The following is a 22,010-nucleotide window of genomic DNA, read 5'->3' as shown; positions in this document are numbered from 1 at the left end:
TCATGGCGCCACCCTTGAGCTCACCGAGGGTGCGGAAGAGCTGCTCGGCGGTGCGCTGCTGCACCTCGCTGAGCACGACCTCGGCCGGCTTGCCGCCCAGCCTCTTGCCGAGCCCCAGCGCCGTACGGCCCGCGTACCCCAGCGGCAGCGCGGCCAGACGGGCCGTGCGCGTCACGGCCTTGCGGGGGAGGTCGTTCATGCGGCCAGTCTGACTCACGGGCGAAGGGGTCGGCGCCGGCGGCGTGGAGGAGCTGGGCGAGCAGGGCGGCCGTCCGGCACGGCTCGACGAACACCTGGCCCCATCCGAGGCGGACGGTGCGGAGCCCCGAGGCTGCGGCCACGAGGCCACGCGTCAGGTCGGCGTGGCGGGCCTTGGCCGAGTCGTGGAAGAGGCGTCCGTCGAGCTCCACGACCAGTCCGTAGGAGAGGTACACGACGTCGCGAAAGATCGGCCCGTACGCCGAGGCCCGTACCTGACGTCGGGCCCGGGGCAGACCGTGGGCCCGCTCGACGTCCCGGAGGAACCCGACCTCGAGCGTGGAGCACGCCCCTGTGGCCACGTCGTCGAGGATCGCCGCGAGACGGGCCCGCTGCGGCAGCCGTGGACGCTCGTGGAGCGCCTGCTGGAGGCGGGGCGCGGTCGTGATGCGACCCTGCACCGCCTCGGAGATGGCGGTCGCGCGGAGGGCTGGTGTGCCACTGCGCGAGGTCGTCCAGCCGTGCGACCCGGTGCAGGCGAACCCCCGTCGGTGCTGTCAGATGACGGTCGCGGTCGACGGCGACGTGGATCGTCGCCTCCTCCGACGAGGATCGGCCGGGACCGGAGACTGCCCGCACGGCGGAGGCGCCGTCCAGAACGGCGGGGGCCGCGTAGAGCACCCCTGTCCATGCCCGCTGCAGCCAGCTCGGCTCCCCGGTGTGGTTGAGGTAGACCCCCGGGTGCAGTCGTCGCAGGTCCCGGCGGCGTACGAGGCGACGCAGGTCGTGGAGAACGAGCGCATCAGGCCACTCCGGTGGACGCCTGGGGGGCCGGACGCGGGTCCGCGGTGGATCCGAGCCACCTGGTGACGCGGATCCACCGCAAAGGCTCAGCCGGGGAACTTCACCCCGGTGTCGGCGTGGCAGCGGTAGCCGAACGGGTTCTTGGCGAGGTACTGCTGGTGGGGGTCCTCGGCGTAGTAGTAGCCGGCCTCGGAGGCCGGCCGGATCTCGGTGGTCACCTTGCCGATGCCCTGGCGGACCAGCTCGGCCTCGTACGTGCGGGTCAGCTCGCGCGCGGTGGCGTCCTGCTCGGGCGTGGTGGGGTAGATCGCGGAGCGGTACTGGGTGCCGATGTCGTTGCCCTGACGCATGCCCTGGGTCGGGTCGTGGATCTCGAAGAAGCGCTTCACCAGGTCGGCGTACGACACGACCGTGGGGTCGAAGACCACCCGCACCGCCTCGGTGTGCCCGGTCCGGCCGGTGCACACCTCCTCGTACGTGGGGTGGGGGGTGTGGCCGCCCGCGTACCCGACCGAGGTGGACCACACGCCCGGCAGCTGCCAGTACGTCTCCTCGGCCCCCCAGAAGCAGCCCAGGCCCAGCACGGCCACCTCGAGCCCCTCGGGCACCTCGTCGGTGACGACGGGGGTCTTGAGCACGACGTGCTCGCGCAGCTGCCAGGGGCGTTCGGAGCGTCCCGGCAGGGCCTGGTCGGCGGTGGGCAGGGAGGACGAGGCGCGGGCGAACATGCCCCCATTCTCCCCGGCTCCGCAACCCGTCGTCCCGGGTCGGGCGGCCAGAGTGATCCGGGCTACTGTGATCCGGTGACCCAGGAGCACCGCAGCAAGGGCGGGTTCGAGACCCGCGCCATCCACGCCGGCTACGAGCCCGACGCGATGACAGGGGCGGTCAACCCGCCCATCTACGCGTCCAGCACCTTCAAGCAGGACGGCGTCGGCGGGATGCGCGGCGGCTACGAGTACAGCCGCTCCGGCAACCCGACCCGTACGGCCCTCGAGGGCGCCATCGCGGCGGTCGAGGACGGTGAGCGCGGCTTCGCCTTCGCCTCCGGACTGGCCGCCGAGGACACGCTGGTCCGCTCGGTCTGCCGGCCCGGCGACCACGTGGTGCTCCCCAACGACGCGTACGGCGGCACCTACCGCCTCTTCGACAAGGTGGAGAAGGTCTGGGGCCTCGACCACACCCCCGCGGTCCTCTCCGACGTCGAGGCCGTCCGCGCGGCGATCGAGCCCGGCCGTACGAAGGTGGTGTGGGTCGAGACGCCCACCAACCCGATGCTGAACATCGCCGACATCGAGGCGCTGGCCGCCGTCGCGCACGACGCCGGGGCGCTGCTGGTGGTCGACAACACCTTCGCCTCGCCGTACCTGCAGCAGCCGCTCACCCTCGGCGCCGACGTGGTCGTGCACTCCACCACCAAGTACGTCGGTGGGCACTCCGACGTCGTCGGGGGAGCGCTCGTCGTGCGCGACCTCGAGCTGGCCGAGGCGATCGCGTTCCACCAGAACTCCATCGGCGGCGTCGCGGGACCCTTCGACGCGTTCCTCACCCACCGCGGCCTCAAGACGCTGGCGGTGCGGATGGAGCGTCACTGCGACAACGCCGAGAAGGTCGTCGACTTCCTGGTCTCCCACCCCGCGGTGGCCGAGGTCATCTACCCGGGGCTGCCGACCCACCCCGGTCACGAGGTCGCCGCGCGCCAGATGCGTCGGTTCGGCGGGATCGTCTCCTTCCGCGTCGCCGCCGGCGAGCAGAAGGCGCTCGACGTCTGCGCGGCCGCCGAGGTCTTCACGCTCGGCGAGTCGCTCGGCGGCGTCGAGTCCCTCATCGAGCACCCCGGCCGGATGACCCACGCGAGCGTCGCCGGCACCGACCTCGAGGTCCCCTCCGACCTGATCCGGCTCAGCGTGGGCCTGGAGAGCGCCGAGGACCTCATCGCCGACCTCGACCGCGCGCTGGCCTGAGCGGAGGCGAGGTGAGCGGTGCGCCCGTGACCGGCGAGGCGGTGGTGTGCGTCGACTTCGGGTCCACGTTCACCAAGGCCCTGCTCGTCGACCTCGACTCCGGTGCGGTGGCCGCCAGCGCGGCGCACGCCACCACGATCGGCACGGACGTGCTGGACGGGTTCGAGGCCTGCCTCGCGGTCCTCACGGCCCAGGACGCCCGCGCCGCCGACGCCGAGGTGCTGGCCTGCTCGAGTGCCGGTGGTGGCCTGCGGATCGCCGTGGTCGGCAACGAGGAGCTCGTCACGGCCGAGGCGGGCCGCCGGGTCGCGCTGTCCAGCGGCGGCCGCGTCGTGGCGGTCCTGTCGGGCGGTCTGGGCGAGGCGTCGTACGACCAGCTCCGCGCCGCGGGGCCCGACGTGCTGCTGCTCGTCGGGGGCACCGACGGCGGCAACGCCGAGGTCCTGCTGCACGACGCTGCCTTCCTCGCCCACGCCGGCTGGTCGCTGCCGGTCGTCGTGGCCGGCAACGTCGAGGCCCAGGCCGAGGTGGCGCGCGGCTTCGAGGAGTCCGGCACGCCGTACGTGCTCGCCGACAACGTGGTGCCGCGGATCGGGGTCCTCGCGCCGGACTCCGCGCGGGCCGCCATCCGCGAGATGTTCCTGCGCCACGTCATCGGCGGCAAGGGACTCAGCGCGAGCCCCGCGTTCGCCGAGATGGTCGTCGGTGCCACCCCCGACGTGGTGCTCACCGGCGTCGAGCTGCTGGCCCGTGGACTCGGACCGGACGCGCCGGGCGTCGGGGACGTCGTGGTCGTCGACGTCGGCGGGGCGACCACCGACGTGCACTCGTTCGTCGAGACCGACCCCGAGGACGCCGGGCTGGCGCGCGAGGTGGTGGCGACCACGGCACTGACCCGTACGGTCGAGGGCGACCTCGGCATGAGGTGGTCGGCGCCCAGCACCGCCGAGGCGGCCGGTCGCGAGGACCTGCGTGAGGCCGCCGAGCGGCGCCAGGCGGATCCCGGGTTCCTGCCCGGCTCCGCGGAGGAGACGCTCATCGACACCGCGCTCGCTGCCGCAGCGGTCGAGGTGGCCCTCAAGCGCCACGCGGGGCGCTCCAAGGTGGTGCTCGGCCCGGACGGGCGGGTCGTGGAACGGACCGGCAAGGACCTGCGCGAGGTCGACCTGCTGGTGGGCTCGGGCGGAGTGCTGCGGGCGCGGGGGACCGGCGCCAGCCGGGCCGAGGTCCTCGGTCCGGCGACCGGCGAGCACCCCGGAGGCTGGCAGCTGCCCCGGGCGCCGCGCATCGTGGTCGACGACCAGTACGTGCTCGCCGCGGCCGGGTTGCTCGCCGTACGCCACCCGCTCGCGGCGCACCGGCTGGTGAGGACCCTGGCTGTCGGGGGGAGGGACTAGCGTGTCCGAGGTGACAGAGCCACAGGGGGACGACGTGGGGCATGAGGAGCGGGCGGACGCCACCCGCGCCCGCGAGGCCGCGGAGGCCGAGCACGCACGGCGCCGGCTGTTCCTCAACCTCGGGAGGGGCGACGACGACGAGGGTCTCGGCGAGCGACTCACCCAGCAGTTCGCGCAGCAGTGGGCCGCGCTGAGGGCCGAGCGCAGGGCCGAGCCGCTGCCGGCGATCCGCAGCGGACCGTCCAACTTCTCGCGTGCCCAGGTCCCGTGGGGCGTCGACCTGGCCGCCGCCTGGTCCTGGCGGCTCATCGTGATCGCGGTCGCCTCGCTGGCGGTGCTGTGGCTGCTGCGGGAATTCTCCCTGGTCACGGTGCCGCTGGCGGTTGCGCTGCTGCTCGCGGCCCTGGGCAACCCGTTGGTGGGTGCGATGCACCGCGCGGGCATCCCGCGAGGTCTCAGCTCCTTCCTGGTCATGTTGCTGGGCATCGGCGGCGTGGGACTCATGCTCTACTTCGTCGGCCAGCAGGTGGTCAACGGGGCCTTCCAGCTCGCCGACCAGGTGGTGGCGGGCCTGGGCGAGATCCGCGAGTGGATCCGGGAGGGGCCACTCGCCGTCAGCGACTCCCAGCTCGACGCCTGGATCAAGGACGCCCAACGGTCGATCTCCGAGGCGGCCGAGCCGGCCGGGGTGCTCAACTCGATCACCGACGTGGGTGTGGCGATCGGCAACGGGGTGGCGGGCTTCTTCATCGTCGTCTTCGCCTTCTACTTCTTCCTCGCCGACGGGGACCGCATCTGGTCCTGGGTCGTACGTCTGGCGCCGCGCGCCGGCCGTGAGCGGATCGACTCATCGGGGCGCGTGGCCTGGGTGTCGCTGACCCAGTACGTCCGCGCCACGGTGATCGTGGCGCTCGTCGACGCGCTGGGCATCGCCCTGGTCGCCAAGATCCTCGGACTGCCCCTGGTGGCCGCCATCGGCGTGCTCGTCTTCCTGGGTTCGTTCGTCCCGATGGTGGGCGCCACGGTGGCCGGCACCGTGGCCGTCCTGGTGGCGCTGGTCGACCAGGGGCCGATCACGGCCCTGCTCATGCTGGGCGGCGTCCTGCTGGTCCAGCAGATCGAGGGCAACGTCCTGCAGCCGTTCCTGATGGGCCGGTTCGTCTCGGTGCACCCGCTGGGCGTGCTCCTCGCCATCGCCATCGGCATCATGGTGGCCGGCCTCGCCGGCGCCCTGATCGCGGTGCCGATCGTGGCCTCGCTCAACGCCGTGGTGCAGCACCTCTCGGACCACGACGAACCACCCGAGGACGGCGTGCCCGCCCCACCGGGTGCGGCGCTGGGCGGCGTGGCCGAGGCCTCCGCCTCCGAGCCGTCCCCGGCGGCCACGGAGCCCTCCGCGCCCCCAGCGCCCGAGCCCCCACCGTCCGAGCCGGGCACCCCGCAGGGGGACGACGATGAGTGACCCGACCAGCCAGGTGACCCTGCACGACATCGAGGTCGCTCGTGACCTGCTCGAGGGCGTCTCTGTGCGCACCCCGATGGAGACCTCGCGCTGGCTCTCCGCGCTGACGGGGGCTCCGGTCAGTCTCAAGTGCGAGAACCTCCAGCGCACCGGGTCGTTCAAGGTGCGCGGGGCGTACGTCCGGATCTCGCGCCTCTCCCCGCAGGAGCGGGCCGCCGGCGTGGTCGCCGCGTCGGCCGGCAACCACGCGCAGGGGGTGGCGCTGGCCGCCACCATGCTCGGCATCCGTTCGACGGTCTTCATGCCGGAGGGGGCGCCGATCCCCAAGGAGAAGGCCACCCGCGGGTACGGCGCCGACGTCCGCTTCGCCGGCCGCTACCTCGAGGACGCCCTGGCGGCCGCCCGCGAGTTCGCGGCCGAGACGGGCGCGGTGCTGATCCACCCGTTCGACCACCCCGACATCGTCGCCGGCCAGGGCACGCTCGGCCTGGAGGTGCTCGAGCAGGCGCCCGAGGCGAGCACCGTGCTGGTGCCCACCGGTGGCGGAGGACTGCTGGCCGGCGTCGCGATCGCGGTCAAGACACTGCGCCCCGACGTACGCGTGGTCGGCGTGCAGGCGGACGGTGCCGCCGCGTACCCCGCCTCACTGGCGGCGGGACGGCCGGTGGGGCTGGCCTCCATGGAGACGATGGCCGACGGCATCGCGGTCGGCCTGCCCGGCGAGATCCCGTTCGTCGCGGTGCAGCAGCACTGCGACGAGATGCTCACGGTCTCCGAGGAGTCGCTCTCCCGGGCGCTGCTGGCCCTGCTGGAGCGGGCCAAGGTGGTCGTCGAGCCCGCCGGTGCGGCCGCCGTGGCGGCGATGCTCGACTCCCCGGAGTCGTTCGCGGGCCCCACGGTGGCGGTGCTGTCCGGCGGCAACATCGACCCGCTCCTGCTGGGCAAGGTGATCCGGCACGGCCTCGCCTCGGCAGGGCGCTACCTCTACCTGCGCGTGCTCATCCGCGACCAGCCCGGCGGCCTGGCCGGCCTGCTCGCCGAGGTGAGCGCGGCCGGGGCCAACGTGCTCGAGGTCGCCCACGAGCGCATCTCCTCGAGTCTGCGGCTCGACGAGGTCGAGGTGCGCCTGCAGCTGGAGACCCGCGGCGAGCGGCACGCCGAGGACGTGATGGGCCGCCTCCGAGCGGCCGGCTACGTGGTCCAGCCCTAGCCCCAGCACCCCTGGCGGCGACGAGCCCTGGGACGACGAGAACCCCCGCCGGGGCGGGGGTTCTCGCGGTGTCGCGGGTGCTCAGCCGGCGTACGGCACCGCGTCGACGATGTCGACGGCGATCTCCTTGCCGTTGGGCGCGGTGTAGCTGACGGTCTCGCCCTTGGAGTGGCCGTTGATGGCCGAACCCATGGCGGACTGCGGGGAGTAGACCGTGAGCTTGTCGCCCTCGGAGAGGTTCTCGCGGGCACCGAGCAGGAACTTCTCGGTCTCGTCGTCACCCTCGAAACGGATGGTGACGACCATGCCGGGCTCGACGACGCCGTCGTTGGGCGGGGTCTCGCCGACCTCGGCCCGCTGGAGCATCTCGGTGAGCTGACGGATGCGCGCCTCCTGCTTGCCCTGCTCGTCGCGGGCAGCGTGGTAGCCGCTGTTCTCCTTCAGGTCGCCCTCGTCGCGCGCTGCGGCGATCTTGTCGATGATCTCCTGACGGCGAGGGCCCTTGAGGTCCTCCAACTCGGCCTGAAGCTTTTCGTAGGCCTCCTGGGTCAGCCAGATGGTGCCCTGGTCGGTCATGTGCCACTCCTGGATAGATGCGGATACTGCTGGAGAGGATGTGCCGAAGCGCACCCAACTCCTGTGGTTGGTAGCGGATTCCGTCCGGTCAAGGGGTGGCCGCAGGGAACGTCCCTCGGGACGAGGGCCAGCGCCGCCGGACGGGCAGAAACTCCACAGTAGCAACTGTCGAGGCTCCTGCGCAGGTCCTCGCCCGGCGGTCGGGTCGTGCGGCGGGACTCAGTTGGTGCGGGTGCAGCCCAGCAGCTCGACGGAGGAGGCGAGGCGCTCGGTGCGTACCGTCACCGTGTTGCGGCCCTCGTGCGGGGTGAACGCGAGGTCGCCGACGGTGTTCTTGTCCTCGGCCAGGGAGCGCAACCGGCAGGTGGCCTCGACGCCGTCGCCGAGGATGACGTCCATCGTGGCCTCGACCGTGTGGTCGTCGACGATGTCGAACTTCACCATCTCCGCGTCGACGTCGGGGGAGCCGTGCACCACCATCGCCCACACCACCCACGCCGCGGCCCCCGCCACGAGCACGCCGAGCAGGGCGAGAGCCAGCGGGCGCCAGCGCGAGGGGCCGGTGCCGTACCGCGCCGCGAGATCGGTCCCGCCGCCGGAGGAGGGGAGCGCTGCCCCGTGGTTCACGGAGGCGTCCGGGGCAGGCGTGGGTACCGCGTCAGTCACGCACCCAGCGTAGGTGGTGGGTGGTTCTCATAGACTTCCGCCCATGGCCCAGCCCACTGAGCAGCCCCGCAAGGGGCTGCGCCTGATGCACGTCCACGCCCACCCCGACGACGAGTCCAGCAAGGGGGCTGCGTCGACGGCGCGCTACGTCTCCGAGGGTGTCGACGTGCACGTGGCCACGTGCACGGGCGGTGAGCGCGGGTCGATCCTCAACCCCAAGATGGACCGGCCCGACATCCTGGCCAAGATCACCGAGGTGCGCCGTCGCGAGATGGAGTGCGCCCGCGACATCCTGGGGGTGACCCAGGACTGGCTCGGCTTCGTCGACTCCGGGTGGCCCGAGGGTGACCCCAAGCCGCCGCTGCCCGAGGGCTGCTTCGCGCTGGTCCCCGTCGAGGAGGCCGCGGAGCCGCTGGTGCGCCTCATCCGCAGCTTCCGCCCGCACGTGGTCACGACGTACGACGAGCGGGGCGGCTACCCGCACCCCGACCACATCATGTGCCACAACGTCGCGGTGCACGCCTTCGAGGCCGCCGGCGACCCGGAGCGCTACCCCGACGCCGGGGAGCCGTGGCAGCCGCTCAAGCTGTACTACCACCACAGCAGCTTCGCCCGGTTCGAGGCGCTGCACAACGCGATGCTCGAGCACGGTCTGGACTCTCCGTACGCCGAGCGGCTGGCGCACTGGAAGCGGGAGCCGGAGTGGGAGAAGCGCCTCACCACCCGCGTCCCGTGCGGTGACTGGTTCGGCGTGCGCGACCAGGCACTGCTGGCGCACGCCACCCAGATCGACCCGGACAGCTTCTGGTTCGCGATCCCGCGGGAGATCCAGCAGGAGGTGTGGCCGACCGAGGACTTCGAGCTGGTGGTGAGCCACGTCGCCAGTCAGCTGCCCGAGGACGACCTCTTCGCCGGCATCGTTGCCGACGCCTGAGAGACTGGTGGACATGTTCTCCTCCGTGTACCTCATCGCCCACGACGTGACGTCGTTCCTCCGGTTCGCCGACGACGTGCCGGAGGACGACGAGGTCAAGGCCGGCTACCTGGGTCTCTTCGTGGTGCTGGCCCTGGTGGCCGCGGTCGTGGTGATCAGCATCAGCCTCAACAAGCAGCTGCGCCGCACCGAGAAGGCCAAGGCCGACGGTGTCTTCGGCGACCCCGTCGAGGCCGGCGACACCGCTGACTCCTCGGGCGCTGGCGACTCGTCCGGCGGCAGCGCCGACTGAGGCGTTCGCAGACTCAGGGGCTGGGCAGGGCAACCCGCGCGAACGCGGGCCGGTAGAGCAGGGGGTCGTCGATGACGGCCTGCGGGTCCGACTGGTTGTTGCTCCACGACACCACGACCGTGCCCTCGCGCGGCAGCAGCTCGGGGTGTGCCAGCGGCATGTAGCGCAGCCGGCCACCCTCGAGGTCGGAGGGCAGGTCCTTGACCGGGGCCTGGGCGGTGAACGGCCCGGTGGGGCCGGGAGCGGTCCACACGACCACCTCGCTGCCCAGGTACTCGTCGCGCTTCGACAGCGCGTACCAGGTCCCCTCCGACTCCCAGACCGACAAGGTCTGCGAGGTCCCGCTCTCGGCGTCGATGAGCTCGACCGCCTGCGTCGGGTCCTTGACCCACTCCGAGCCGTCGAAGTAGCGCCACGCGGAGACGTCGAGAACCTCGTCGGGGCGTACCCTGGCCACGCTCAGGGAGAAGCCGAAGACGAGGTGCTCGCCGGGGCTGGCGGTGCCGTACAGGTAGAGCCACCCGTCGTGCTCGGTACTCGCGGCACCCCACATCGGACGGGTCCGGTCGACGGTGTCGTCGCCTGCGTCGCGCACCGCCATGAGCTGGGGCACGCCGCCCACGGGGACGACGTACGCGGCCACGGAGGGACCCAGGTTGGCGAAGTCCCACCCGCCGGTCCCGGTCGCCGCGACGCGTTGGGCCATCACCGTGACGAGGTCGTAGCCCTGCGCCTGCGAGACGGTCACGGACATCGGCCAGTACCCGACCTCGCTGTCGCGGTCGGGGATCACCGCGCCCTGGCCGGGCATGAGCAGCACCTGGATGCAGCCGGGGTCCATGACGAGCATGGAGTTGCGCGTGAACCTGCTGCGACCGGAGGCGGGGTCGCGGCTGACGGTGTCCCCGAAGAGCCACACCGTCCGTCCGTCCTGCAGCTGGGCGGAGGCGCCCACGTCGGCCCCACCGAACACGTCGCGGCCGCGCAGCTGGGCGATCCGGTTGAGGTCGGCGACCGTCTCCACGGGACCGGGGTCGATGCACTCGGTGGTGGTGGCCAGGACCTGGTCCACCTGGTCGTCAGGTGGCCCGGTGGGCAGCAGGAGGGTGATCACGACCAGCGCGGCGACGGCAGGCAGCACGGGGGCGGCCGTGCGCAGCAGCGGCAGCTCGTCGTGCCAGTCGGAGGAGCGGCGTACGGCACGGCGGCCAGCGACGGCGGTCCCGACCAGCCACACGAGCATCACCAGGAGCGTGCGCCAGACCCACTCGTCGGTGGTGAAGGTCAGCGCGGAGCGTGCGGCCCCCACCGGGGTGAGCGGGTACAGGAACCTCCACGGCTGGGGCAGCATCGCGTGCGCCACCCCGTTGAGCACGGGAGCCAGCATCGTCAGCTGGAGTCCCAGGGCCACGGCCGCGCCGTAACCCGGACTGGCGGCCACGCAGGTGACGCTGATCCCGGCGGCGATCCCGGCGACGAGGGCGAGGTAGGTGCCTGCGAACCACCACGGGTGGCCGGTGTCCAGGGCGGGGACGGAGACCAGGACGGCGGCGATGAGCCACGCCCCCGGGACGAGTGCCAGAGCGGTCCTGGGCAGCCCGGCGATGGGCACCCGGCGCAGCCAGCGCACGCCCGCGACCGCCAGCCCCATCACGGCGCCGGCGACCACCGCGGCCAGCGTGGCCCAGTCGATGCGGGCGTACCGGCCGTCCCGGCTCGACGGCGCCTCCTGGACCCGCGCGGTACGGCCGTAGTGGTGCTCGACGGCCTGGATGCGCGCCACCACGGCGTCCAGGAGGTCGGGGTTGCGTCCGGGGTCGATCCAGATGACGTCCTCGGTGCGCGACAGGTCGACGTCGACCACGGCGGTGACCTCGCCGTCGGCGAGCAGGTCGAGGGCCTCGTCCGCGTCCTCGACGTCGACGGGGACGAGCTCGCCGCTGGTCCCGGCGACGGACTCGGCCAGCAGCTCACCGGTCAGCCCGGGCGCGACGATCCCGACGGGCACGTCGTGGGGGCGTCCGGCTCCCGGCCCCCACGCCAGCAGGGCCAGCAGGCCGAGCAGGAGGGCGGCCAGGACGGCGATGCCGCCCACACGCACGGAAGCCCACCTCACGGGCACCATCCTGCCCGAGCCCGGTCCGTCAGCCGAAGGCGGCGCGCAGGGTGGCCACCAGCCGGTCCAGGGCGCGGTCCCGGTCGGCCTCGTCGGGGCTGCCGAGGCCGAGCACCGGGTCGAGCCCGTCGCGGTGCGGGGCGAGCGCGATGTGGGGGAGCAGGAGCAGCAGCAACGAGACCAGGACCTCGCGGTCGATGTCCGGGCGCAGGGCCCCGACCGCCTGCCCGAGGTCGACGAGCGGCTCGATGATGGCGAGGTAGTGCGGGTACACCGTGGTGCGGATCTGGCCGCGCGGGCCCGCGTCGGGCTCCAGGTTGACCGCCGCCATCATGGACAGCTCGCTGGGGTGGGTGTGGAAGTACGCCTCCCACCGGCCCAGGATCGTGCGCAGGGCCCCGTAGAAGTCCTCCTCCCACGGCAGGTCCGCGAGCTGGGCCTCCATGGCGGCGCGGACCCGCAGCGTCGCCACCTCGCCCAGGTGCAGGTACAGGCCCAGCTTGTCGTCGAAGTACTGGAACAGGCTGCCCTTGGCCACGCCGGCGTCGCGGGCGATGGTGTTCATGCTCGCGCCGGCGAACCCGTGGAGGCCGAACTCCCGCTGCGCAGCGGCGAGGACTGCCTCGCGACGCTCCGGCGGGAGGCGGTCCCAGGTGCTGGTCGTGGCCACCTCGTCATGCTCGCACAAGCCATGACCGGGTGGTCATGGTTTGCGCGAGCTCGTCGGTGAGGCTCAGGCCACGCCCGTGCTCGGGAAGAGCTGGTGCAGCAGGTCGGCCATCGTGATCACGCCGACCACCTCCTCGGCCTCGGTGACCAGCACCAGGTGGCTGCTGGTGCGCCGCATCCGGGCCAGGGCGTCGTACACGGTGGTCTCCGCGGTGATCGACGGCACCGGCCGCACCAGGTCGGTCACCGGAGCCGAGGCCGGCTGGCTGAGGGTGTCGCGCACGTGCACCGTGCCCAGCAGGTCGACCGCCGGCGTGCTGCCGCCGGGGGAACGGTCCACCAGGATCCGCAGGTGTCCCGAGCGTCGCGACAGCTCCTGGACGTCGGCCGCCGTCGCCGTGCTGGGCACGGTGACAAGCGGGCGGCGTACGACGATGTCGCCCAGCGTCAGGGTCTGCAGGTCCAGCGCCCCGGTGAGCGGGCGCGAGATGCTGGCGTCGAGCGCACCCACGTTGGCGGAGTGCTCGACGAGGTGACGCAGCGCGGCGGAGTCCTGGCCGCTGGACAGCGAGTCGGTCGCCTCGACGCCGACACGGCGCAGGCACCAGTTGGCGGCGTTGTTCATCCAGCGCAGCACAGGGCGGGTCAACCACATGAACGCCCGCATCGGCAGCGCCAGCATGATCGCCGACCGCTCCGGGTGGGCGATCGCCCACGACTTGGGGGCCATCTCGCCGACCACGAGGTGCAGGAAGGTCACGATGACCAGGGCCAGCACGAAGCCGGCGACGTCCGCCGGCCACAGCGGCATGCCCCACGACTCGAAGAGCGGGGTCAGCCAGTGGTGCACGGCCGGCTTGGTGATCGCACCGAGCGCCAGCGTGCAGACCGTGATCCCGAGCTGGGAACCGGCCAGGAGCAGGGTCAGCTCGTTGGCCGAGCGCAGGGCCGCGCGGGCCGAGCGGCTCGTCGCGGCGGCGTCCTCGATGCGGTGCCGGCGCGCCGCGATCAGGGCGAACTCGGCGGCGACGAAGAAGGCGCTCAGCACGATGATCGTGGCGGTGCAGGCCGCCACCACCCAGGGGTTCTCCATCATCGGTCCTCACCCTCCTCGGTGCTCTCGTCGTCCGTGGCGTCGAGGTCCAGCTCGATCCGCACCTTGCCGGGGACGTGCTCGGAGATCTCCAGCACCTCCATGCGGGCCACCAGCGGCTCGGGCTCCTCGTGCTCGGCGTACGCGGCCGGGTCGAGGGGGAGCGGCACGTCGATGACGGTGCCGACCTCGGGGAAGCGGCCGTGCTGCGCGATCAGGAGGCCCGACAACGTCTCGTAGTCGCCCTGGGGCAGCTCGTGTCCCAGGGCGCGCTCGATCTCGTCGATGTGGGTGTGGCCCGGTGCGATCCAGACGCCGTCGTCTGCGGACTCCACGACGTCGGGCGTGGACGGGTCGTCGTGCTCGTCGGTGATCTCACCGACCAGCTCCTCGGCCAGGTCCTCCACGGTGAGGACACCGGCGAAGCCGCCGTGCTCGTCCAGGACGCAGGCCAGCTGGTTGCGAGTGCGGGACAGGTCGCGGGCGGCGTCGGGCAGGCTCATCAGCGTGGGCACCACGAGCGCCTCGCGGGCCAGGTCGGCCGCGGTGGAGGCGTCGGGGTCCCCGGTGAAGGCGAGGACGTCGATGAGGTGCACCACGCCGACGATGCGCTCGTCGTCGTCGAGCACCGGGTAGCGGGAGTGGCCGCCGGCCATCTCGGCGCGCAGCTCGCCGACGGTGAGGTCGGCCGAGACGGTGTCGACGCGCACGCGGGGGATCATCGCGTGCTCGACGTCCTCCTCGGGGAAGTCGAGCATCCGGTCCAGGAGCATGGACAGCTCCTCGGGCAGGTCACCGGCGGCGCGCGACTCGGCCACGATGTGCTCGAGGTCGCGGGCGGTCGCGGAGTGCTCGACGTCGTGGACGGGCTCGATCCGCAGCAGCTTGAGCAGCACGTTGGAGGACTGGTCGAAGATCCAGATCAGCCAGCCGAAGACCTTCAGGTACGCCAGGGTCGAGGTCGCGAGGAAGCGCGCCACGGGCTCGGGCCGGGCGATCGCGAGGTTCTTGGGGAACAGCTCGCCGAAGACCATCTGCACACCGGTCGAGATGGTCAGGGCCAGGACGGTGCCGACCCCGACGCCGACCGCGGTGGGTACGCCCACCCCGCCCAGCAGGCTGCCGAGCGACTCACCGACGAGGGGTTCGGCGACGTACCCGACGAGAAGGCCGGTGACGGTGATGCCGAGCTGGGCCCCGGACAGCATGAACGAGGTGCGCGAGGTCACGCGCAGGGTCTTGCGGGCCGAGGGGTCACCGGTGGCGGCCGCCGCGTTGAGGCGCGAGCGGTCCACCGCCATGTAGGCGAACTCCTGGGCCACGAAGTATCCGGTCAGGGCGGTGATCGCGAGGATCACCAGCAGCCCCAGCAGGAGGGACAGGACGTCGGTCACCGCTCCTCCTGCGACATCGGGCGGCGCAGGGCGCCGCGGTCAGCGGGGAGCGGGCAACTACTTTGAGGGTCCATGGCTCTTTCGGTCGGGGCGGGCGCGCTGGCGGCCCGGCCGGTCAGGATTCTGCGCACAAGTGAACGCGTCGGGGCCGACGATAGTTCCCGACGTGTCCGAGCACACCTTTCGGATCGTCGTCGCTCGCGCTCAGGCGGCCGCGCTCAGGCGTCCCCGAGCGCCGCGCGGGCCCGCCGCTCCTGCCGGGTGCCGACGAGGAGGGAGACGGCCAGCGCGGCGCCTCCCCAGGCGAGCAGCACCGCCACGTCGGTGGCCAGCCTCGTCGAGGGCGCGCCGTACATCAGCAGGCGCAGGCCGTCGACCGCGTACGACATCGGCAGCACGTGGTGGAGCCAGTGAAGCGGTTCGGGGATGGTCTGCCAGGGGAAGGTCCCGCCGGCCGTGACGAGCTGCAGCACCATCAGCACGAGCGCCAGGAACTGGCCGGGCTGGCCCAGCACGAGGGTGAACGCGTGCACGACCGCGACGAACACGACGGAGAGCAGCACCAGGAACCCCCAGGTGGCGAGCAGGTCCACCGAGCTGATCCCGACCCCGAAGGCCACCACCAGCACCAGCACGGACGCCTGGGCGGCGCCGAGCAGGGCGGCCGGGAGCCAGCCCCCCAGCGCGGCACGCCAGCCGTGCACCCGCTCCGCGTCGCGGCCGGCCAGACGCGGTTTGAGCACGATGAACAGGACGTACGCCCCGATCCAGGTGGCCAGGGCCAGGAAGAACGGGGCCAGGCCGTCGCCGTACGAGCGGGCCTGGGCCTGCGAGCTGCTGCGTACCTCGACCGGGTCGGCGACGGTCTCAGCGATCTGGGCGCGCAGGGCGCTGTCGGTGGCCGGGACCTCGTCCAGGGCGCCGCGCAGGCCACGGGTGAGGTGGCCGGCTCCGGCGGAGAGGTCGCCGAGGCCCTCGTCGAGGTCGCCGGCCCCGTCGGAGAGCTCGTCCGCCCCGGTGCTGAGGCGATCGCCGCCGCGGGCGACCGCCTGCGCCCCGTCGTGCGCCGAGTCGATCCCGCTGACCAGGGCGGGGGTGGCGTCTGCGAGGTCGCGGTTGCCGTCCGCGACGCGGCGTGCACCCGTGGCGAGACGGTCCAGCTGGCCCGACACTCCTGAGACGCGGGTGTCGGCGGCGTCGACCTGGTCGCCCCAGCGGTCGAAGGCACGCAGGACGTCTTGCTGGGAGGCCTCGTCGAGTCCGGCCTCCTCCATGGCCGTCACCAGCTCGGCGCGGCGGGCGGCGTGGTCGCGGGCGACGCGGTGGACGACGTCTGCCACGTCCCGGCCGGTGGCTGCGAGGGTCTCGTTGCCGTCGGCCACCTGGTCCGCCCCGCGGGCCAGCTGCCGGGCCTGCCCCGGCAGCGGCGCCACGGCGTCGGACAGGGTGCCCAGGCCGGTGGAGAGCTCGCCGGCCCCGGCCGACAGCTCCTCTGCCCCGGTGGCGACGTCGGTGGCGCCGTCGGCCAGCCGCCCGGCGCCGCGGTGGGCGGTCCGCAGGCCGTCACGGAGCTGCTCCGCCCCGTCGGCCGCGGTGGTCAGTCCGTCGTGCACGTCGGCGAAGCCGAGCAGGAAGCGGGAGGTGGCCTCCTGGGAGACCTCGGAGGCGATGGCCTCGCGCACCCGGCTGGTGACCGTGTTGGCGATCGTGGTGGACAGGTAGGAGTTGGCGTCGTTGGTGACCATGCGCAGCCGGGCCTGGTGCGGGTCGGTGCCCGCGGTGCTGCTCAGGGCGGCCGAGAAGTCCTCGGGGATCACCAGGGCGAAGTCGTAGGTCCCCTCGGCCACCCCTGCGCGCGCCTCGGCGGGGTCGACCCGGTGCCAGTCGAAGTCGCCCCGTTCGAGGAGCTGGTCGGCGACCTTGCTGCCGGCCTCGAGCCGGCTGCCGTCCGCGGCGGTGGCGCCGGTGTCGGCGACCACGACGGCGGCCGGGACGCGGTCGAGCGCGCCGTACGGGTCGTGGTTCGCGTAGAGGTACAGCCCGCCGTAGATGGTCGGGACCGTGACGAGCGCGAGCAGTGTGATCGCGCCCATGCGGGTGGAGAGGTGACGGCGCAGCTCGCGCAGTGCGAGGCGGAGGGAGGTGGGTGTGGCACTCATAACGATTCAATACTGTATCGTATTGAATGCAGCAACGTATTGGAGGACGCAGTGACTCAGCCCACCCAGCCGGCAGCGGCCCGCACCCGTCGCCGCGAGAACACCCGCGAGCGCCTGCTCGAGGCGGCCGTCGGGGTCTTCGTGGACACCGGGCTCAAGCGGGTGACCGTGGACGACCTCGTCGGCGCTGCCGGGTTCACCCGCGGTGCCTTCTACTCGAACTTCACCAGCGTCGACGAGGTGTTCTTCGAGGTGTTCCGCCGGTACGCGAACGGGATGCTCGACCAGGTCCGGGAGCAGATTGCCGCGGTCCCCGACGGGGCGTTCGGCGTGGAGGCGGTCGGGGAGGTCTTGGCCTCCCTCGCGGGGCCGGGCTCACCGTGGGTGGTGCTGCACGGCGAGTTCACGCTGCTCGCCCTGCGCGACGAGCGCGCCCGCGAGGTCCTCGCCGTCTTCTCACGCGAGATGCGGGCCCAGGTGGTCGAGGTGATCGACGACGTGCTCGCCCGGTTGGGGCGCCGCGGCTCGGTCCCGACCGACCAGCTCGCCCAGCTCGTGATCTCGCTGCAGTTCCACGCGATGACCCTCGGTGCGCTCGGCGACACCACGCTGAGCGACGGCGCCCCGCAGGGGCGCTGGCTCACCGACCAGGTCCTCGTCACGCTGGTCAACGGATTCAGCGTCGAGCTCGCGGACTCCTGAACGACGTCAGGTGGTGGCCGCGTACGTCGCCAGCGACACCCCGACGTAGTGGGTGATGAAGGCGAGCACCGTGAAGCTGTGGAACACCTCGTGGAAGCCGAACCAGCGCGGCCACGGGTTGGGGCGCTTGGTGCCGTACACGATGCCGCCGAGCGTGTAGAGGGCGCCGCCCACCACGATCAGGACGATCACGGCCACGCCGATCCCGGTGCTGTAGTCGGTCATGGCGCCCCGCACGAAGCCGCCGAAGAAGAAGACCGGGGCCCAGCCCAGGGCGATGTAGATGGGCGCTGAGAGCCACCGGGGCGCACCGGTCCAGAAGACCTTCATCAGGACGCCCGACAGTGCGCCACCCCAGCTGATGCCGAGCATCAGCCACCGGTCGGAGCCCTCGAGGAGCAGCAGCGCGAACGGGGTGCAGGAGCCCGCGATCAGCACGAAGATGTTGGAGTGGTCGAACCGCTTGAGCATCAGCTGGGCGCGGGGCGACCAGCGGCCACGGTGGTAGATCGCCGAGACGGTGAACAGGACCACCGCCGAGAGCGCGAAGACGGCGGACCCCGTACGGGTGGCGGCGTCGGGCGACAGGACGACCAGCACGATGCCGGCCGCCAGTGTCAGCGGTGCGGTGCAGGCGTGAAGCCAGCCGCGCAGCTTGGGCTTGACCTCCGCGATGACGTCGTCGACCCGCTCGTGCAGGTCGTCGATGCGGGAACGCAGCACCTCGTTCATGGGCCGAACCTACCTGCCGGTTCCCAACCCGTCACGCGAAAGCGACGCATCCCTCACGGCAGCCCGCCCCCGTCCGGGGCGCCGTCGCGGCCGTCGTCCTCCTCGGTGCAGAAGAACGAGAACGACCCGTCGACCTCCAGGACGCACAGCTCGATGTCGCGCAGGCGCCGTACGCCTTGCTCGCGTGCGGCCTCGTGCAGGTCGGCCAGGGTGAGCCGCTCCCCGGACAGGACGTCCAGCAGCGGCTCGCCGTCGCGCACCACCACCGCCGGGGTGCCGGCCAGCACCGGTCGGGTACGTGGGAACCGCCGGACCACGGCGCCGAGCAGCAGGCCCGCCAGCGAGAAGGTCGCCACTGAGATGACCGCGGCGGTGAGGGAGTAGTCCTCCTGCAGCACGGCCTGGCTGACCAGGTCGCCGACGGTGATGAGCAGGATCATGTCGAAGGCCGACAGCTGGGCCACCTCGCGCTTGCCGCCGAGCCGGACCACCAGCCACAGAAAGACGAAGATGATCGCCGAGCGCACCAGGATGTCCATCAGGGCAACCTCCAGACCCGGAACGTGGCGCTCACCGTCGGTTCGTCGTCGACCATGACGCTCACGGCACACTCCTCGGTCTGGCCGAACTGCCCCGGGGCGGTGCGCGAGTCCAGTGCGATCTCCAGGGCGCCGGTGGAGGGCGCGTCGAACTCGTACTCGATCCAGTCCTCGTCGCTGGTCTCGGCGGACGGCGTGGGGAACCACGACTGGAAGTCGCTGTCGCGGAAGAACTCCTGGCACAGGCGCAGGCGGACGGTGCTCCCCAGCGACCCGTCGACCGTCAGCTGCAGGGGTGCCGGCTGGCCGGCGCGCGTGATCGCGGGGTACGCGACGGTGAGCGAGTAGCCCTGGGCCGAGGCGCGGACGGTCCCGGTACGGGGCCCGAGGAGGTTGAGCGCGGCCAGCACCAGCACGAGTACCAGGGCCGCCGTTCCCGCGGCCCGCACCGCGTGGGACAACGCGCTGGGCGGGCCGAGCCTCAGGTCGCTGGTGGTGCGGTCCTCGCCGCGCAGGGGGTCGTGCAGCACCCTCACCACTCTAGGCACAGATACGATCGAGGGCGTGTCGAGATTCAAGGACGCCGTCCGGCGTGTGCTCTACCCGGCGTACGAGCACCGGGTGGTCAAGCGGCTGCCCGCCGACCGCATCCCCCAGCACATCGGGGTGATGCTCGACGGGAACCGGCGCTGGGCCAGGGCGGTCGGGATGGACACCGCCCAGGGCTACCAGGCCGGGGCGGACAACATCTTCCCGCTGCTGGAGTGGTGCGAGGAGGTCGGCGTCAAGGTCGTCACCCTGTGGCTGCTCTCCAACGACAACCTCACCTCGCGTCCGGCCGACCAGCTGACCGGCCTGCTCGCGATCATCGAGGGGGCGGTGGAGTCGCTGGCCAGCACCGGGCGCTGGCGGATCCACCCGGTCGGCGCGCTCGACCTGCTCCCGCCCGAGACGGCCGAGAAGCTCAAGGCGGCCGAGGAGGCCACCCGCGAGGTCGACGGGATCATCGTCAACGTCGCCATCGGGTACGGCGGCCGCCGCGAGATCACCGACGCGGTGCGCGCGATGCTGCACAAGGCCGCGAGCGAGGGCCGCACGATCGAGGAGGTCGCCGAGATCCTCGACGTCGACCACATCGCCGAGCACCTCTACACCAAGGGGCAGCCCGACCCGGACCTGGTGATCCGCACCTCCGGCGAGCAGCGCTTGGGCGGGTTCCTGCTCTGGCAGTCGGCCCACTCGGAGTTCTACTTCTGCGAGGCGCTGTGGCCCGACTTCCGCCGCGTCGACTTCCTGCGCGCCATCCGTGCGTACGCCGAGCGTGAGCGCCGCTTCGGCGCCTGAGGCGACGCCGGACCGTCATCTCGATTTAACGCGCCGTTGTGGCGTGGCGCACACGGGCGGGTCGCGCACGGGCGTACTTTCGCGGCATCGGCAGGTGGGGAAGCCGGCCGTGACCAGGAGGCCCGTTCGTGAGAGCTCACGACCAGATGAAGCGCCGAGGGGAGTCGGTGGCACCGGCTCCGTGCGGCCTTCGAGGGGGCCGGCACTCCGGTCCTCGGGCGACCCGGTCCGTCTGCTGAACCAGGGCCGGGCGAGGAGTGCGCGCACGGACCCGTGAGGGGTAGTCACCGTGGCCACGACGTCCAGATCAGCCCAGAGCACCGACCAGCAGCAGGCCGCCGCGCAGGCGCCGGCGGACCAGCCAGGAGCCGGGGAGGGCTCCGGGCGACTCACGTACGTGCTGGACACCAGCGTGCTGCTGGCCGACCCAGCCGCGCTGCGGCGCTTCGCCGAGCACGAGGTGGTGCTGCCGGTGGTGGTCATCACCGAGCTCGAGGGCAAACGGCACCACCCCGAGCTGGGCTTCTTCGCCCGCTCGGCGCTGCGGCTGCTCGACGAGCTGCGGATCACCCACGGCCGGCTGGACTCGCCGGTTCCCGTCGGGGAGCTCGGCGGGACGATCCGGGTGGAGCTCAACCACACCGACGCCAGCTCGCTGCCCTCGGGGTTCCGGCTGGGCGACAACGACACCCGCATCCTCGCCGTCGCGCGCAACCTTGCCGACGAGGGCCACCAGGTCACCCTGGTCTCCAAGGACCTCCCGATGCGGATCAAGGCCTCCGCGGTGGGGCTGCGCGCGGAGGAGTACCGGGCCGAGTCGATCAGCGACTCCGACACCGGCTACTCGGGGATGAGCGAGGTCGACATCGCCGCCGACCTCCTCGACGAGCTGTACGAGGACGGCGTGGTCGACCTGGACGCGGCGCGCGACCTGCCCTGCCACAACGGGCTGGTGCTGCTCTCCGAGCGGGGTGCCGCGCTGGGGCGGGTAGGCCCGGACAAGCGGGTCCACCTGGTCCGGGGCGACCGAGAGGCCTTCGGGATCCACGGCCGTTCGGCCGAGCAGAGGGTCGCGCTCGAGCTGCTGCTGGACCCCGAGGTGGGGATCGTCTCCCTCGGCGGGCGCGCCGGCACCGGCAAGTCCGCGATGGCCCTGTGCGCTGGTCTGGAGGCCGTGATGGAGCGGCGCCAGCACAAGAAGGTGGTCGTCTTCAGGCCGTTGTACGCGGTGGGTGGGCAGGAGCTGGGGTACCTGCCGGGCTCGGAGACCGAGAAGATGGCGCCCTGGACCCAAGCGGTCTTCGACACCCTGGGGTCGGTGTGCAGCCACCACGTGATCGACGAGATCCTGCGCCGCGGGATGCTCGAGGTGCTGCCGCTGACCCACATCCGTGGCCGGTCGCTGCACGACGCGTTCGTGATCGTCGACGAGGCCCAGTCGCTGGAGCGCAACGTGCTGCTGACGGTGCTCTCGCGCATCGGCGCCAACTCCAAGGTGGTGCTGACCCACGACGTGGCGCAGCGCGACAACCTGCGGGTCGGGCGGCACGACGGCGTGGTCGCGGTGGTGGACAAGCTCAAGGGGCACCCGCTGTTCGCGCACGTGACGCTGACCCGGTCCGAGCGCTCGCCGATCGCAGCGCTGGTCACCGAGATGCTCGAGGGCGTGACTCTGTAGGGGGTAGGAGGTTGGTCACGTACGTCCCTCCCGTGCGCGCAGTGGCGGGAGGGACGTACGCGTCTGTTGAGGCTGGTGTGA

The 22,010-nt window shown here is 72.3% G+C and carries 20 protein-coding genes and 1 pseudogene; 9 read left to right on the top strand and 12 right to left on the bottom strand.

The window, feature by feature from the left end:
- Positions 1-199, bottom strand: a pseudogene (locus tag ACI379_RS02275) (AarF/ABC1/UbiB kinase family protein); the annotation flags it as partial.
- A gap of 889 nt (positions 200-1,088) precedes the next feature.
- The gene (gene msrA / locus ACI379_RS02270) at positions 1,089-1,730 is read right to left on the bottom strand and encodes a peptide-methionine (S)-S-oxide reductase MsrA (RefSeq protein ID WP_439790436.1); all 642 of its coding nucleotides are present in this window, start codon (positions 1,728-1,730) and stop codon (positions 1,089-1,091) included.
- A gap of 75 nt (positions 1,731-1,805) precedes the next feature.
- Here msrA and ACI379_RS02265 point away from each other — a divergent pair, with 75 nt between their 5' ends.
- Genes ACI379_RS02265 through ilvA form a run of 4 tightly spaced genes read left to right on the top strand, consistent with a single transcriptional unit; the run spans position 1,806 to position 7,035 of the window.
- Positions 1,806-2,966: a cystathionine gamma-synthase gene (locus ACI379_RS02265; RefSeq protein WP_439790435.1), complete on the top strand. Its 1,161-nt coding sequence runs from the start codon at positions 1,806-1,808 to the stop codon at positions 2,964-2,966.
- Between the two features lie 11 nt (positions 2,967-2,977).
- Positions 2,978-4,363, top strand: a complete 1,386-nt coding sequence (locus ACI379_RS02260) for a glutamate mutase L (protein ID WP_439790434.1) — start codon at positions 2,978-2,980, stop codon at positions 4,361-4,363.
- A 10-nt stretch (positions 4,364-4,373) separates the two neighbouring features.
- Positions 4,374-5,825 carry an AI-2E family transporter gene (locus ACI379_RS02255; protein WP_439790433.1) on the top strand — a complete coding sequence of 484 codons (1,452 nt, stop codon included), beginning with the start codon at positions 4,374-4,376 and terminating at the stop codon, positions 5,823-5,825.
- A complete protein-coding gene (ilvA, locus tag ACI379_RS02250) occupies positions 5,818-7,035 on the top strand; it encodes a threonine ammonia-lyase (protein WP_439790432.1) in 1,218 nt (405 codons plus the stop codon). Before ACI379_RS02255 ends, ilvA begins: the two co-directional genes overlap by 8 nt.
- Before the next feature lie 81 nt (positions 7,036-7,116).
- Here ilvA and greA read toward each other — a convergent pair whose 3' ends face one another.
- Entirely contained in the window at positions 7,117-7,611 is a 495-nt protein-coding gene (gene greA / locus ACI379_RS02245) for a transcription elongation factor GreA (RefSeq protein WP_439790431.1), read from the bottom strand.
- Between the two features lie 219 nt (positions 7,612-7,830).
- Positions 7,831-8,277, bottom strand: a complete 447-nt coding sequence (locus tag ACI379_RS02240) for a DUF4307 domain-containing protein (RefSeq protein WP_439790430.1) — start codon at positions 8,275-8,277, stop codon at positions 7,831-7,833.
- 43 nt (positions 8,278-8,320) lie between these two features.
- Here ACI379_RS02240 and mca point away from each other — a divergent pair, with 43 nt between their 5' ends.
- Both mca and ACI379_RS02230 read left to right on the top strand, forming a co-directional pair.
- Positions 8,321-9,211 carry a mycothiol conjugate amidase Mca gene (mca, locus tag ACI379_RS02235; RefSeq protein ID WP_439790429.1) on the top strand — a complete coding sequence of 297 codons (891 nt, stop codon included), beginning with the start codon at positions 8,321-8,323 and terminating at the stop codon, positions 9,209-9,211.
- A 13-nt stretch (positions 9,212-9,224) separates the two neighbouring features.
- Positions 9,225-9,503 (top strand): hypothetical protein, encoded by a 279-nt coding sequence (locus ACI379_RS02230; protein ID WP_439790428.1) that lies wholly within the window; start codon positions 9,225-9,227, stop codon positions 9,501-9,503.
- Between the two features lie 13 nt (positions 9,504-9,516).
- On the opposite strand, the gene ACI379_RS02225 is transcribed toward ACI379_RS02230, so the two are convergent.
- From ACI379_RS02225 to ACI379_RS02205, 5 genes are all read right to left on the bottom strand, one after another.
- Positions 9,517-11,619: a DUF4185 domain-containing protein gene (locus ACI379_RS02225; protein WP_439790427.1), complete on the bottom strand. Its 2,103-nt coding sequence runs from the start codon at positions 11,617-11,619 to the stop codon at positions 9,517-9,519.
- Positions 11,620-11,647: 28 nt separating this feature from the next.
- Entirely contained in the window at positions 11,648-12,289 is a 642-nt protein-coding gene (locus ACI379_RS02220; protein ID WP_439790426.1) for a TetR/AcrR family transcriptional regulator, read from the bottom strand.
- A gap of 63 nt (positions 12,290-12,352) precedes the next feature.
- Positions 12,353-13,384: a hemolysin family protein gene (locus tag ACI379_RS02215; RefSeq protein ID WP_439790425.1), complete on the bottom strand. Its 1,032-nt coding sequence runs from the start codon at positions 13,382-13,384 to the stop codon at positions 12,353-12,355.
- Positions 13,381-14,775, bottom strand: a complete 1,395-nt coding sequence (locus tag ACI379_RS02210; RefSeq protein WP_439790424.1) for a hemolysin family protein — start codon at positions 14,773-14,775, stop codon at positions 13,381-13,383. The genes ACI379_RS02215 and ACI379_RS02210 overlap by 4 nt, the downstream gene beginning before the upstream one ends.
- Before the next feature lie 218 nt (positions 14,776-14,993).
- Positions 14,994-16,934 carry a YhgE/Pip family protein gene (locus ACI379_RS02205; RefSeq protein WP_439790423.1) on the bottom strand — a complete coding sequence of 647 codons (1,941 nt, stop codon included), beginning with the start codon at positions 16,932-16,934 and terminating at the stop codon, positions 14,994-14,996.
- Positions 16,935-16,985: 51 nt separating this feature from the next.
- On the opposite strand from ACI379_RS02205, the gene ACI379_RS02200 reads away from it, so the two are divergent.
- The gene (locus tag ACI379_RS02200; RefSeq protein WP_439790422.1) at positions 16,986-17,636 is read left to right on the top strand and encodes a TetR/AcrR family transcriptional regulator; all 651 of its coding nucleotides are present in this window, start codon (positions 16,986-16,988) and stop codon (positions 17,634-17,636) included.
- A gap of 6 nt (positions 17,637-17,642) precedes the next feature.
- Here the strand turns inward: ACI379_RS02200 and trhA are convergent, their stop codons facing one another.
- The 3 genes from trhA to ACI379_RS02185 are packed head-to-tail and all read right to left on the bottom strand — an operon-like array spanning position 17,643 to position 19,437.
- A complete protein-coding gene (gene trhA / locus ACI379_RS02195) occupies positions 17,643-18,368 on the bottom strand; it encodes a PAQR family membrane homeostasis protein TrhA (protein WP_439790421.1) in 726 nt (241 codons plus the stop codon).
- Positions 18,369-18,421: 53 nt separating this feature from the next.
- Positions 18,422-18,907, bottom strand: coding sequence for a DUF421 domain-containing protein (locus ACI379_RS02190; protein WP_439790420.1), 486 nt, complete (start codon positions 18,905-18,907; stop codon positions 18,422-18,424).
- The gene (locus ACI379_RS02185) at positions 18,907-19,437 is read right to left on the bottom strand and encodes a hypothetical protein (protein WP_439790419.1); all 531 of its coding nucleotides are present in this window, start codon (positions 19,435-19,437) and stop codon (positions 18,907-18,909) included. Before ACI379_RS02185 ends, ACI379_RS02190 begins: the two co-directional genes overlap by 1 nt.
- 34 nt (positions 19,438-19,471) lie before the next feature.
- Here ACI379_RS02185 and ACI379_RS02180 point away from each other — a divergent pair, with 34 nt between their 5' ends.
- On the top strand, positions 19,472-20,251 hold the full coding sequence (locus ACI379_RS02180) for an isoprenyl transferase (RefSeq protein WP_439790418.1): 780 nt from the start codon (positions 19,472-19,474) through the stop codon (positions 20,249-20,251).
- Positions 20,252-20,540: 289 nt separating this feature from the next.
- Positions 20,541-21,929: a PhoH family protein gene (locus ACI379_RS02175; protein WP_439790417.1), complete on the top strand. Its 1,389-nt coding sequence runs from the start codon at positions 20,541-20,543 to the stop codon at positions 21,927-21,929.
- Positions 21,930-22,010: the final 81 nt, after the last annotated feature.

The sequence above is a fragment of the Nocardioides sp. genome (assembly GCF_051876515.1).
Taxonomy (GTDB): Bacteria; Actinomycetota; Actinomycetes; order Propionibacteriales; family Nocardioidaceae; genus Nocardioides.
The sequence above is the reverse complement of the archived record's forward strand: the minus strand, read 5'-3'. Positions and strand labels throughout refer to the sequence as shown.

Coding starts and splice junctions, on each gene's coding strand:
- msrA (WP_439790436.1), bottom strand. CDS start 1,730: ATGTTCGCCCGCGCCTCGTCCTCCCTGCCCACCGCCGACCAGGCCCTG.
- ilvA (WP_439790432.1), top strand. CDS start 5,818: ATGAGTGACCCGACCAGCCAGGTGACCCTGCACGACATCGAGGTCGCT.
- greA (WP_439790431.1), bottom strand. CDS start 7,611: ATGACCGACCAGGGCACCATCTGGCTGACCCAGGAGGCCTACGAAAAG.
- mca (WP_439790429.1), top strand. CDS start 8,321: ATGGCCCAGCCCACTGAGCAGCCCCGCAAGGGGCTGCGCCTGATGCAC.
- ACI379_RS02230 (WP_439790428.1), top strand. CDS start 9,225: ATGTTCTCCTCCGTGTACCTCATCGCCCACGACGTGACGTCGTTCCTC.
- ACI379_RS02215 (WP_439790425.1), bottom strand. CDS start 13,384: ATGATGGAGAACCCCTGGGTGGTGGCGGCCTGCACCGCCACGATCATC.
- ACI379_RS02205 (WP_439790423.1), bottom strand. CDS start 16,934: ATGAGTGCCACACCCACCTCCCTCCGCCTCGCACTGCGCGAGCTGCGC.
- trhA (WP_439790421.1), bottom strand. CDS start 18,368: ATGAACGAGGTGCTGCGTTCCCGCATCGACGACCTGCACGAGCGGGTC.
- ACI379_RS02190 (WP_439790420.1), bottom strand. CDS start 18,907: ATGGACATCCTGGTGCGCTCGGCGATCATCTTCGTCTTTCTGTGGCTG.